This window comes from Ruegeria sp. BC2, from assembly GCF_056539245.1.
On record NZ_JBQFUQ010000001.1, the window covers coordinates 377,027 to 389,299 of the forward strand.

14 protein-coding genes are annotated in these 12,273 nt (G+C 60.9%); 8 read left to right on the forward strand and 6 right to left on the reverse strand.

Features of this window, described 5'->3' with window-relative positions:
• Window positions 1-32: 32 nt before the first annotated feature.
• Together ACR0CU_RS01850 and ACR0CU_RS01855 are read right to left on the reverse strand one after the other, a co-directional pair.
• Window positions 33-893, reverse strand: a complete 861-nt coding sequence (locus tag ACR0CU_RS01850) for a DUF2182 domain-containing protein (protein ID WP_480642339.1) — start codon at window positions 891-893, stop codon at window positions 33-35.
• Complete coding sequence (locus tag ACR0CU_RS01855) at window positions 874-1,509, reverse strand: DUF1326 domain-containing protein (protein WP_480642341.1); 636 nt, start codon at window positions 1,507-1,509, stop codon at window positions 874-876. Before ACR0CU_RS01855 ends, ACR0CU_RS01850 begins: the two co-directional genes overlap by 20 nt.
• A 292-nt stretch (window positions 1,510-1,801) precedes the next feature.
• On the opposite strand from ACR0CU_RS01855, the gene rpmG reads away from it, so the two are divergent.
• Entirely contained in the window at window positions 1,802-1,969 is a 168-nt protein-coding gene (gene rpmG, locus ACR0CU_RS01860) for a 50S ribosomal protein L33 (protein ID WP_007799108.1), read from the forward strand.
• A gap of 219 nt (window positions 1,970-2,188) precedes the next feature.
• The gene (locus ACR0CU_RS01865; protein WP_170340151.1) at window positions 2,189-2,695 is read left to right on the forward strand and encodes a lipoprotein; all 507 of its coding nucleotides are present in this window, start codon (window positions 2,189-2,191) and stop codon (window positions 2,693-2,695) included.
• Window positions 2,696-2,832: 137 nt separating this feature from the next.
• Here the strand turns inward: ACR0CU_RS01865 and ACR0CU_RS01870 are convergent, their stop codons facing one another.
• A complete protein-coding gene (locus ACR0CU_RS01870) occupies window positions 2,833-3,570 on the reverse strand; it encodes a Bax inhibitor-1/YccA family protein (protein WP_170340154.1) in 738 nt (245 codons plus the stop codon).
• A 173-nt stretch (window positions 3,571-3,743) separates the two neighbouring features.
• Window positions 3,744-3,959, reverse strand: a complete 216-nt coding sequence (locus tag ACR0CU_RS01875) for a DUF1127 domain-containing protein (protein WP_170340757.1) — start codon at window positions 3,957-3,959, stop codon at window positions 3,744-3,746.
• A gap of 127 nt (window positions 3,960-4,086) precedes the next feature.
• On the opposite strand from ACR0CU_RS01875, the gene ACR0CU_RS01880 reads away from it, so the two are divergent.
• Window positions 4,087-4,968, forward strand: coding sequence for a LysR family transcriptional regulator (locus tag ACR0CU_RS01880; RefSeq protein ID WP_093965049.1), 882 nt, complete (start codon window positions 4,087-4,089; stop codon window positions 4,966-4,968).
• Window positions 4,969-4,973: 5 nt separating this feature from the next.
• On the opposite strand, the gene ACR0CU_RS01885 is transcribed toward ACR0CU_RS01880, so the two are convergent.
• Window positions 4,974-5,930, reverse strand: coding sequence for an NADPH:quinone oxidoreductase family protein (locus ACR0CU_RS01885; protein ID WP_170444793.1), 957 nt, complete (start codon window positions 5,928-5,930; stop codon window positions 4,974-4,976).
• Between the two features lie 301 nt (window positions 5,931-6,231).
• On the opposite strand from ACR0CU_RS01885, the gene ACR0CU_RS01890 reads away from it, so the two are divergent.
• The 3 genes from ACR0CU_RS01890 to ACR0CU_RS01900 all read left to right on the forward strand — a co-directional run bounded on the left by ACR0CU_RS01890 (window position 6,232) and on the right by ACR0CU_RS01900 (window position 8,887).
• Window positions 6,232-6,603 (forward strand): helix-turn-helix domain-containing protein, encoded by a 372-nt coding sequence (locus ACR0CU_RS01890; RefSeq protein WP_093964756.1) that lies wholly within the window; start codon window positions 6,232-6,234, stop codon window positions 6,601-6,603.
• Window positions 6,604-6,647: 44 nt separating this feature from the next.
• Window positions 6,648-7,439 carry a histidinol-phosphatase gene (gene hisN, locus ACR0CU_RS01895; RefSeq protein WP_170365617.1) on the forward strand — a complete coding sequence of 264 codons (792 nt, stop codon included), beginning with the start codon at window positions 6,648-6,650 and terminating at the stop codon, window positions 7,437-7,439.
• A gap of 113 nt (window positions 7,440-7,552) precedes the next feature.
• Window positions 7,553-8,887: an 8-oxoguanine deaminase gene (locus ACR0CU_RS01900; protein WP_170444796.1), complete on the forward strand. Its 1,335-nt coding sequence runs from the start codon at window positions 7,553-7,555 to the stop codon at window positions 8,885-8,887.
• A 7-nt stretch (window positions 8,888-8,894) separates the two neighbouring features.
• Here ACR0CU_RS01900 and guaD read toward each other — a convergent pair whose 3' ends face one another.
• A complete protein-coding gene (gene guaD / locus ACR0CU_RS01905) occupies window positions 8,895-10,184 on the reverse strand; it encodes a guanine deaminase (protein ID WP_480642344.1) in 1,290 nt (429 codons plus the stop codon).
• Window positions 10,185-10,322: 138 nt separating this feature from the next.
• Between guaD and mgtE the strand changes: the two genes are divergently transcribed.
• Both mgtE and ACR0CU_RS01915 read left to right on the forward strand, forming a co-directional pair.
• The gene (mgtE, locus tag ACR0CU_RS01910) at window positions 10,323-11,717 is read left to right on the forward strand and encodes a magnesium transporter (RefSeq protein WP_480642346.1); all 1,395 of its coding nucleotides are present in this window, start codon (window positions 10,323-10,325) and stop codon (window positions 11,715-11,717) included.
• Window positions 11,714-12,271, forward strand: a complete 558-nt coding sequence (locus ACR0CU_RS01915; protein ID WP_480642348.1) for a 5-formyltetrahydrofolate cyclo-ligase — start codon at window positions 11,714-11,716, stop codon at window positions 12,269-12,271. Before mgtE ends, ACR0CU_RS01915 begins: the two co-directional genes overlap by 4 nt.
• Window positions 12,272-12,273: the final 2 nt, after the last annotated feature.

Genomic DNA, 12,273 nt, shown 5'->3' on the forward strand with positions numbered 1-12,273 from the left:
GGCTCCTTGGCCCGGAAGACAGGCTTGCCGCATCAAACCAATGCGGTGATCGACACCCAGGCTCCCAATCCGATCAAAACGACACCGACGACCGGCGTCAGCCATCCCGCCCGGGGCAACAGCTTTTCCAGCGCGACGTAGACGGCGATTGTGACGATCCACCAAAGGTTCATGATGCCGCCGACGAACAGCAGTGCCATCAAGGCCCAGCAGCAGCCCAAGCAGTAGGCTCCGTGCAGGGCGCCGCATCGAAACGCACCCCAATGCCCGGGCCGGTTGTGGCGGGTCAGAAAGGCAGCCGGGCTCTGACAATGGCGGAGGCACGCGGATTTCAACCCGCTGAACTGATACATCCCGGCAGCACAGAGAACGATGCCCGCCAAGATTCCGGACCGGATGGTCATCATCGGACCATCCATCGCTCCGATCTGTTGCAGGCCCCATTGCAGTCCGGTTGCCCCAAGGCTGAACACGGCCCAGGCAAAAAGATACCCCGACAGAAAGGCCAGTCCGAAGCTGGCGCTGCGCTGCCTGTCGGGCCCAACCCGTTTCAACGCCACAAACAACAGCGCTGTCGGGGCCGCGCTGGGCGTCATCATTGCGACCATCATCACCCACCACATGGCAAAGACCAATGCGGCGTACCAAAGCGTCCAGACGGCACCGGCCCCCATCAACATGGGCTGGCCAATTGGACCGGCCATCCGAGTCATCTCGACGGCCGACATCTGCATCCCGACACCGGCGACCGTGTACCAGACCGCACCCGAAACGATCAGAAGGACACTTCCAGCGACGATCAGACGTTCTTTTCGCAGTACTCGCTCGAGGCTGATCGTTCGGGCAGGGCGGGCCTGTTCCGACGCGTCCGCGCTATGGCCCGACAACGCCATGACCTGAGATATTTAAATGCGCCAGATGGGCATGTGAGGACTCGAAAGTCAGGTTTATGGCTGAACCGCTTGTCCTGGCCGTTCCCGAGGCGACCTCGGCGTGGCGGTATTCGAATCCATGCGGCAACTGGATCGACGCGCGATGCGGTTGGCCCGAGACGATATGTGCGATCGGCTTGACGTCCACATCGAACACGTTGTTGACCTTCGCGTAGCCGGTCCGGTCTTCGCGGCTCCAGTTAACGTCGATTTCAGCAAACAGTGTCTCATGCTTGGTCGGCGCCATGGCGCTGTAGACATACCACATGGTGGCCATTTCATCGGTATCCTCACCGGACATGATGGCCTGCAGGGCGGCCCGCTGATCGGCGTCCGCCCGTTCGTCGATGATCAGTTGCATCTGCCCGTTGCCCTCGTGAATCGGGCCTGGCCAGTGGTAGACACCCGCAGCCCGCAGGCCGGAAAGATCCGTGTCCCCGTAGTGGCCGCTTGTGATGTCAAAGACGACCACGGCCTCGCAATTCCCGTGACTGGGCAGACTGCTGAACTGGCAGGGGCAACCGAAATCACAGTTGCAATTGGCCAGCGTCTCGCCCTGAAGTTTCCATTCTGTCATGATTTCCCCCAAGCAGACGTACAAGAAAACTCTGCTGACAGAGGGTCTTGCCCGGTTTCGCTGCCTCACGCCGCACAAACTTGGACCGCGGCGTTCTGGGATGCTGTTATGCGAACATATCACGAAACCGTGATCTGTCCAAACCGCGCCCTGATACACAGCGCGTCGGATCCTGTGATTTGTGTTGAAACACCACCGATTCCGGTTGACTCGGGCGCGCGACCGGGTAAAAGCGCACGCTCATAGGAATTCAACCGAAAGGCCCCTGCCTTTCCGGACGCAGGAGATAACCATGGCGAAGCCGACGACAATCAAGATCCGTCTGAACTCGACCGCGGGCACGGGCCACTTCTACGTGACCAAAAAGAACGCTCGCACCATGACCGAGAAAATGACCGTTCGTAAGTACGACCCGGTCGTTCGGAAGCATGTCGAGTACAAGGAAGGCAAGATCAAGTAATCTGCCTTTTTTCGACGCGAAAGCTTAGGGGGTTCTGCTTCGGCAGGACCCTTTTTCGTTGTTTTGACCGTGTCGTGTAGCCCTGACGCCGCCCGATCCGGCCGTTTCGGGCCGTTGCAGAGGCGCATCAGGCCGACAGGTATTCTGATTGGTGTTGGCTTGCTTTTTTGCCCCGCCTGCCAGTACGGTTCAGCAAACCGCCACAAAATGTTGAGCGCCATGAAAAAAATCTTGTTGCCCGCAATCGCCATTCTGACACTTTCGGCCTGTGAGGACCCGTTCAACCGCCAAGGCGTCGGGTTCACCGGCATTGATGGCGAACCAAGAACCGTTTCGGACGTCAAAGGCGCCGTTGCCTTTGTTCCGCCTGCGACGAACGTCCCAGCTGAGTTGGCTGAATTGCCGACCATTCAGGCCAGCACTGACAAGACAGAATTCGACAAGGTCGCGGGCGTTGCCATCGACAACGGCGGACGGTCCGACACCACGGCCGTACAGTTGACCGGCAGCAGCAGCACCATGTTCCTGAGCACGGTGAGCGTGAACGGAACCCTGTTCGGCGTGTTGCGCACCGAAAACAACAGCACCAAGGTGGACAACTCGGTTGGGGCCGCGTTCGGCAGCCAGACCGAGCGCTTTACCGGATGTCTGCCTGCGGGCGACGTATACCGCAAAGGCGGCTCGTCGCGCAGCTCGGGTTTCGCGGTTCCGCTGAACTGCAGCTGATCGAATCCGTTGCGACTAATGATGTAAGGCCCTTGCCATTTGGCTGGGGCCTTTTTCTTTGGGCTGGCTTTGCTGACGCCGGAACAAAAAAGGGCGGGCCTTTCGGGCCCGCCCTTTGATTTGGTGTTCCGGCAGTCTTACTCGCGATTGCCGAGCAGCTGCAGCAGGAACATGAACATGTTGATGAAGTCCAGGTACAGGTTAAGCGCACCCATGATGGCGGCCTTGCCCAGCCACTCCTGATCGCCCGCATGGGCCATCTGGATGTAGGTGGTCTTGATCTTCTGAGTGTCATAGGCGGTGAGGCCCGCAAAAATCAGAACGCCCAGGATCGACACGGCGAACATGATGGCTGGCGATTGCAGGAACAGGTTGATGACCATGGCCACAATCAGGCCGATCACACCCATCATCAGGAAGGTGCCCATACCGGACAGGTCCTTCTTGGTGACGTAACCGTACAGCGACAGACCGGCGAAGGCGATCGAGGTCACCAGAAAGACCTGGGCGATCGAAATGCCGGTAAAGGCCACGAAGATCCAGCTGAGCGACAGGCCCATCACCGCCGCAAAGGCGTAGAAGAACAGTTGGGCGCCAGCTGCGCTGAGGCGGTTGATGGCTGCGCCGAAGGCAAACACCATGATCAGCGGGGCGAACATGACGATCCAGCCCAGAATGTTCGGGCTGAGGGTCACCGGATCGCGGAATACCGACAGCAGCTGCGGGCTGGTGCCGACGGCCCATGCAACCGCAAAGGTGATCAGCATGCCCACGGACATCGTGCCGTAGACCTTGTTCATGTGGGCGCGCAGGCCCTCGTCAATCTCGGCAGCGCGCGCGCCAGTCGCCGTCCGGATCGTATCGAATTGTGCCATAGAGGTCTCCCTTGGATTCAGCTTTCAGCCCCCGGTTGCGGGGCGATTTCCCTGCAAATATCGGAGAGTGTAGCGCATGTTTCAAGGGTTTTGGGGCCAAAACTCAGCAATATGGTCAACAATTTCAGCGCCACTTTGGAAGGTGGCGCTGAAATCCGTTGCAGGCTGCGCATTCAGGGCCGCTTGCGCCAGGTTTCAGGCGCGTCCCAGAACGGGCGGGATGCTTCTGTCAGGGCCTCTGATCGGGTGATCCCGATGTCTTGCAGGGCGCGGTCATCCAGTCGGGCCAGCTCCCGCCGTTGATGAGCTGCCGCAAGCATACGCTGAAACCAATTGCCCGTTCTGATCGATGCCGAGGCACAGGGTCGGTGTGCTGCAATTTGGGTCATGACTTGTGTCCTTTCATCGGTCGGTGATGTAAAGCTGTTTTCGCATCAACTTCCTTGAACTATATGGCGGGTTGTGGCATATTTTAAAAATGAATGTTTTTGAATTCATCCATAAGGATTGCTGATGATGCGGAACCTGGACATCACCACCCTGCGCTCATTCGTGGCGGTCGCGGACCACGGGGGCGTAACGCGCGCCGCGGGTTTCCTGCATCTGACTCAGTCGGCTGTGTCCATGCAACTGAAGCGTCTGGAAGAGCTGTTGGGCCTGGAATTGCTGGACCGGTCTGGGCGCACCATCGCGTTGACGGCCTCTGGCGAACAGCTGTTGGCATATGCCCGGCGAATGGTGGCGTTGAATGACGAAGTCATCTCGAAGCTGACCGATCAGGCCTTTGAAGGCGAGGTGGTGCTCGGGGTGCCGCACGATATCGTCTACCCGGCTATTCCACGGGTTTTGCAGCGGTTCAATGCCGACTTCCCGCGCGTGCGCGTGCAGTTGGTTTCGTCTTATTCCATCCAGTTGAAAGAGATGTTTCGGCGTGGCGAATGCGATGTGATTCTGACGACTGAGGCTGCGAACTCGGATGGCGGGGAAACCATTGCAGAGCTACCCCTGCGCTGGATCGGCGCGTCCGGAGGCTCGGCTTGGCGGCGCCGGCCGCTTCCTCTGGCGCTGGGTCGGCGCTGCCTCTTCCGGCCTCAGGTCATTGCCGCCTTGGATGCAGCAGGCATTCCATGGGAGCTGTCGGTCGAAACCGAGAACGACCGCACGATCGAGGCAACCGTCAGCGCGGACCTCGCCGTTCACGCCATGCTGGAGGGCACCGAGGCCGCACATCTGGAGAAGATCGATTCAGGTGGGGTTCTGCCCGAATTGCCGGCGCATATGATCAACCTTTACGGAGGCGATCAGGGGCGCGGCGAAGTGGTTGAGGCCCTCGCCGCGCTGGTGCGGCAGAACTTCCACATGCTTGGCGGTACACCGCTGCGCGCCGTGGTGGGCTGATCCGGTCAGATCGTGATGACGACTTTCCCGGTCGACTTTCGTTCCTTGAGCAGAGCCATGCCCTGCGCCACTTCGGACAACGGCAGGGTGTGGCTGATATGAGGCCGGATGCGTCCCTCGGCATGCCAGGCGAAAAGGGTCTCAAAGCTGTTGCGAACGACCTCGGGCCGGAACCTCAGATAGCCACCGATGTAGAACCCGATCACGGTCAGGTTCTTCACCAGCAAATGATTGGCCGGTATCTGCGGGACTTCGCCGCCGGCAAAACCTATCGGCAGCAGGCGGCCTTCGGGATTGGTCGCCCGGAAGGCAGCCTTGAACACGTCGCCACCGATGGCGTCATAGACAACGTCCGCGCCACCCAAGGTCAGCACGCGCTCGCGCAGATCTTCGTCCGCGTCGATCAGGTGATCGGCCCCGGCCGCGCGGGCGACCGCCAGTTTATCGGCGCCCCGGGCCTGTGCGATCACCGTCGCGCCCATAAGCTTGCCAATCTCGACCGCCGTAAGCCCGACCCCGCCGGCGGCACCGGTCACTAAGAGCGTCTCGCCCGGCTGCAGTCGCGCCCGATGGTCCAGCGCCATATGGCTGGTGCCGTAGGCGATCTGGATGGCTGCCGCGTATTCAAAGCTGCACGACTGGGGGATGAGCACGGCGCGGTCGGCGTCAAAAACCCCGTATTGCGCCAATCCACCCTGGCCTGAGTATACCGCGACCCGGTCTCCGGGTTTCAGATGGCTGACCCCTGCGCCGATCGCGTCTACGACCCCCGCAACCTCAAGCCCCAATGTGAAAGGGGCCGCTGGCGTATCCTGGTACGTGCCCTTCTGCATCAGAAGATCGGCAAAGTTCAGCCCGCAGGCGCGAATGGCCACGCGGATCTGGCCTTCGGCGGGTGCGGGAACGGGTAACTCGTGCAATTTGGCCTGCTCTCCGGCAGACTGGATCTGGTAGGCCAGCATCTCAAATCTCCATGTTGGCGCCATTGATCGGGGCCGCCTCTGACTTGTCAATCATTCCGGAAGGGAATGGCCGGGGCGTCTTTGTCGCACAGGCCAAATCGTGCACAACCGTAAACCTTCCTTCGGGCGCGCAGATTCAACCATCTTGAAAATTTTCCAAAAAGCGGCAATATTGCTTGTCAGTGCTGTTTCGGGGGGCACGTTCCGTATTAGAGAGTTCTTTACAAGCGTCTCGCTAGTGTGCGGTCATGGTTCAGTTAGCGTTTTCCCGGGCGGTTGTGTGTAACAGAGGAGAATACCAATGACCCATCACGTCGATGTCCATGTGGGCAAGCGCGTACGGCATCGCCGCTGGTTGATTGGCATGACGCAGCAGCAGCTGGCACAGCAGGTCGGTATCAAGTTCCAGCAGATCCAGAAATACGAAACCGGGGCCAACCGCATCAGCGCATCACGCCTTTGGGACATTGCCGAAGCTCTGGACGTTCCGGTCAGCTTTTTCTTTGAAGGTCTGGAGGACGCCCAGAAGGAAGACTCGGGCAAAAAATCGGTTCCTGCTGATCTGATGGGCGACAAGGAAGCGTTGGATCTGGTTCGGTCCTACTACGCGATCCCGGAAAACCAGCGCCGGCGCCTGTTTGAGCTTGCGCGCGTTCTCAGCGACGTGGCCTGAGACCGGGACTTGACTTCGCACAGGGCTGAGCGCACCAGTGGCGCATGACCAAAGCCTCTGCAAGTGACCTTGAAGTTGCCGAGAAAATGGCCGACGCGGCGCGTGCGGCCATTTTGCCGTATTTTCGCCAGTCGAATCTTGAAACCTCAAACAAGCTGCAAGGCGGGTATGACCCTGTGACCGTGGCCGATCGCGAAGCCGAGCAGGCCATGCGATCCGTTCTGGCCGAGCTCCGCCCCGACGACGGCATCTTGGGCGAGGAGTACGGTGCGGTCGAAGGCAAATCGGGGCGAACCTGGGTGTTGGACCCGATCGACGGCACCCGCGGTTTCGTCAGCGGCACACCGACATGGGGCGTTCTGATCGCGCTAGGCGACGATAGCGGGCCGATCATGGGGGTGATTGACCAACCCTATATCGGCGAACGGTTTGTGGGTCATGCAGACGGTGCGTTCATGACCGGTCCTCTGGGCAGAACCAGCTTGGCGACCCGTCGGACGGATGCCTTGCGGGACGCAATCCTGTTCACGACATTCCCCGAAGTTGGCACGACCGCCGAAGGAGACGCCTTTCGCGCCGTGGCTGGACAGGTGCAACTGACGCGCTACGGCATGGACTGCTACGCATACGCGCTGCTGGCGGCCGGGCAGGTCGACCTGGTGATCGAGGCTGGACTGAACGCGTATGACATTCAGGCACCGATAGCGGTGATCGAGGCCGCCGGCGGCGTAGTGACCGACTGGCAGGGTGGGCCGGCCCATCAGGGGGGGCGGGCACTGGCGGCTGCGAACCCTGAGATCCACGCCGCGGCCCTCGAGATTCTGCGCGGCTTCTGACGACGGTTGCCGCTGCGGCCGCGATTGACTAGGGTCAGAGTGCCGGTTCTTGCGCCCGTTTTCCACCGGCACACGCATTTCTGGCATGAGGCGGGCAGATGCAGGAGTGCGAGATGCCCGAAATCCTTCTTAGAAACGCCGATGCGATCCTGACCATGGACGACAACCGGCAAGAACTGGCCGGCGCCGATTTGCTGATCCGTGACGGGCAAATTGCCTGCATCGGCCAAGGTTTGACCACCGACGGAGAGGTGCATGACCTTGGCGGCTGTGTCGTGACGCCGGGGTTGGTCAATACCCACCACCATCTCTACCAGACACTGACCCGAGCTGTTCCCGCGGGCCAGGATGCGCTGCTGTTTGGCTGGCTGCAGACGCTCTATCCGATTTGGGCGCGGTTCGGTCCCGACGAGATGTTCACTTCGGCTCAGATCGGTCTGGCCGAGTTGGCCTTGTCGGGCTGTACACTCAGTTCCGACCATCTGTACCTGTATCCGAATGGGTCACGCTTGGATGACACGATCGCGGCCGCTGCGGAGGTGGGGCTGCGGTTCCACCCGACCCGCGGCGCGATGAGCATCGGCGAAAGCGACGGCGGTCTGCCGCCCGATACGTTGGTCGAGGCCGAGGCCGACATCCTGAATGACATGATCCGTGTGGTCGATGCGTTCCATGACCCGTCCGAAGGCTCAATGTGCAGGGTTGGACTTGCGCCCTGTTCGCCCTTCTCGGTCAGTCGGGATCTGATGCGCGACGCCGCACTGCTGGCACGGGACAAGGGGGTCATGCTGCACACCCATCTGGCGGAAAACGACGAGGATATCCTGTATTCCGAATCCCAGTTCGGCTGTCGACCCGGCCAGTATGCCGAGGAACTTGGCTGGACCGGCCCCGATGTCTGGCACGCCCATTGCGTGAAGCTGGACGGGGCAGAGATCGACCTGTTCTCGCGGTCACGCACCGGGGTGGCGCACTGTCCCTGTTCGAATTGCCGTCTGGGCTCGGGGATCGCGCCGGTGCGCGCGATGCGTGACAACGGGGTAAGGGTTGGCTTGGGCGTTGACGGTTCCGCAAGCAACGACAGCGGCAACCTGATGGCCGAGGCGCGGCAGGCGATGCTACTGCAACGTGTGGCGAACGGTGCCGATGCCATGTCGGCGCGCGAAGCTCTGGAAATCGCGACGCGGGGTGGGGCGGACGTGCTGAACCGGCCGGACTGCGGCCGCCTGATGCCGGGCAAACGCGCGGATATCGCTGTTTGGGACACAAGGGGTGTGGAATGCGCGGGCAGTTGGGACCCGGCCGCCTTGCTGCTGGCAGGTCCGGTGCACGTCAAACACCTGTTTGTCGAGGGGCGACAGGTCGTCCGGGACGGCAACATTGCCACATTCGACCTGCCGCGCGCGATCGAACGGCAGAACAGGTTGGCCCTCGCATTGCAGGGCTGATCTGCCTTCAGGTCGAAACGCGCCGTCCGCCGATCCACACATCGGCGATGGCGCGGTCATCTCCCATCATTATTGTCGGGAACACCGCCTCCCAAAGGGACTGGGCATTGGCCTCTCGCTGGGCAATCGCGGGGGTCGAGGCGAGGTCGAGCACGATCAGGTCCGCCTCCATTCCGGGGGCGATATTGCCGATGCGGTCGTCCATCCGCAGCGACCGGGCCGAGCCTGCGGTGCCCAGCCACAGCAGTTGCGCCGGGTGCAGCGGATGTCCGCGCAATTGGCCGATTTCATAGGCGGCCGCCATGGTCCGCAACATGGAAAAGCTGGACCCGCCGCCGGTGTCGGTTGCCAGGCCGATACGATGGCCATCCCGCATCAGCCCGTGCAAATCGAACAGACCCGAACCGATGAAAGTGTTCGAGGTGGGGCAATGGATCAGCGACGCATCGACCTCACGCAGGCGGTCTCGCTCGCGCGGTTCCAGATGGATCACGTGACCATAGAGGCCGTTCGCGCCGAGCAGTCCGAATTTTTCATAGGTGTCCAAGTAGTCGCGCGCCTCGGGGAACAGCGACCGAACCCATTCGATTTCGTCCGTCTGCTCGCTGAGATGCGTCTGCATGAGGCAATCTGGGTGTTCTGCCCACAGCGCACCCATCGCCTCAAGTTGTTCGGGGGTCGAGGTCGGGGAAAACCGCGGCGTGATCGCATAGGAAATCCGGTCGACACCTTGCCATTTTCCGATCAGAGCCTTCGACTGGTCATAGGCTGTTTGGGCCGTGTCCCGAAGACCTTCGGGCGCGTTGCGGTCCATGCAGGTCTTCCCGGCCACGACACGCTGACCGCGCTGCTGGGCGGCCGTGAAAAAGGCATCGACGCTTTCGGGATGAATGGTGCAGAAACTGCACATGGTCGTGGTGCCGTGTGCGGCGGTCAGGTCAAGATATCGGTTCGAAATCTCGGCAGCGTAGTCTGCATCACCGAACTTCATCTCTTCTGGAAAAGTGTAGGTGTTCAGCCAATCAATCAGCCGTTTGCCCCAACTCGCGATCATCGCCGTCTGGGGGTAGTGGACATGGGGGTCGATGAAACCAGCCAGGATCAGGTTTTCGCCATGGTGATGAATGGCCGCCTCGGGGTGCGCGGTTTGCAAATCAGCGGTACTTCCCAACTCCCGGATTTTCCCGCCCTCGATCAGAACGGCTTCGTGCAGCCGGACCGCCTGATCCGGTTGCGTTTCGAAGGGGGAGTGTTCGAAACTCAGTACGCGCCCTGTCAGAAGCTTCTTTTGCGCCATCCGCCGTGATCTCCGCCTTGGTGAATCCGGCTTGCAGCATAGGCATGTGAAAGATGCGGGTAAATCGCGCCATTGTCATTGTTTTCCGGTAGCAGCTTCTTCTATTTAGGGGCCAATTCCCAGAACAAGGGGCAGCGCATGACGACCGGCACCGAAGACAACAGAACCGACCCCTCCCGCGATGACGACGTCTATGCGCTGGACCGGCGAACGGTGGCCGCAATCCTTTACGCCGTGGATGTCGAGGATCGCGAGAAGCTGATCGAGCTGATGGAGCCGCTGCACGCGGCCGATATTGCCGACCTTCTGGAACAGATCAACCCCTACGACCGGGCGCGGCTGATCCGCCTGTATGACCGGGAATTCGACGGGGACATTCTGTCTGAACTGGACGAATCCGTCCGCGAAGAGGTCATTGGAGTTCTGCGACCCGACGTTCTGGCCGAAGCGGTCCGCGAGATGGAAAGCGACGATGTCGTGGACCTTCTGGAGGATCTGGAGGAGCCGCAGCAGGAAGCGGTGCTGGAGGCCCTTGAGGCCTCGGAACGCATCGCTGCCCTGCAGGCGCTGGCCTATCCTGAGAACTCGGCAGGCCGACTGATGCAGCGCGAGGTGGTCATGGCTCCCGATCATTGGACGGTCGGGCAGGCGATCGACTACATGCGCTCGCAGGACGATCTGCCCGAGCAGTTTTATCACGTTGTTCTGGTCGATCCGCGGCTGAAGCCGGTGGCGCAAGTCATGTTGGGCAAGTTGATGGCCGCGCGGCGCGATACCAAGTTGCAGGACATCGCCGAGGACGAGTTCCACGTCATCCCGGTCGATCAGGATGAAGAAGACGTTGCCTATGCTTTCAACCAATACCACCTGATTTCCGCGCCGGTGGTGGACAGTGACAAACGGCTGGTCGGGGTCATCACGATTGACGACGCGATGGCCGTTCTGGATGAAGAAATCGAGGAAGACATGCTGCGACTGGCAGGTGTCAGTGATGACAGCTCGATTTCAGACAGTGTTGCAGCAACCAGTCGTCGTCGTTTGCCCTGGCTGACGGTCAACCTGTGTACCGCAATTTGTGCCTCGCTGGTGATTTCACAGTTCGAGGCGGCAATCGAGCAGATCGTGGCGCTGGCAATTCTGATGCCCATCGTTGCCTCGATGGGTGGCAACGCCGGAACACAGTCGCTGACCGTTGCCGTGCGGGCGTTGGCGACCCGCGACCTGACGGGCTCGAACGTGGCGCGAGTCATCCGCCGAGAATTGCTGGTGGGCATGTTGAATGGGCTGTGTTTCGCCATCGTTCTGGGGACGGTGGGGATGATGTGGTTTGAATCCCCGCTGCTGGGTGTCGTGATCGGTTCCGCCTTGGTCGTGAACATGATCATCGCCGGGTTCGCGGGTACGGTAGTACCGGTGGTGCTGGATCGCCTGGGTGTAGACCCGGCATTGGCCTCGGGAACCTTCGTTACGACGACGACGGATGTGATGGGGTTCTTCATCTTTCTAGGGCTTGCAAGCGTGGTGCTGCTGTGACCGATCTGACCGAAATCAAGGCCGCAGCGCGCAAGGCTGCCTTTGCCCGACGCAAAGCGGCCTTTGACGCGGGGCCGCCGGCCGCCGCGGGCCGCCTGTCCGAGGTGCTGGCCGGATTTCGTGGGGTTCCGCTGACTGGCTACATGCCGATCCGCACCGAAATCGACCCTCTGCCCGCGATGGCCGAGGCCGCAGCCTATGGTCCCGTGGGTGTTCCGGTCATCCAAGGCGCCGGACGGCCTCTGCGGTTTTCGCGCTGGACACCCGAAGGGCCGCTGAAAGATGGTCCATTTGGCGCCAAGGTGCCCGAGACGGACGACTATTTTGACCCTGAAATCCTGATCGTGCCCCTTGTGGCATTCGATCCGCAAGGCGGGCGATTGGGCTATGGGGGCGGGTTTTATGACCGCACGCTAGAAGGGCTACGCGCCAAACACCCGACATTGGCCATCGGTTTCGCCTTCGACGCGCAAGAGGCCGAAGCCTTGCCGCTGGAACCGACGGACCAGCCGCTGGACATGATCGTTACCGAGACCAGGGTCCTGACGTTTTAGGC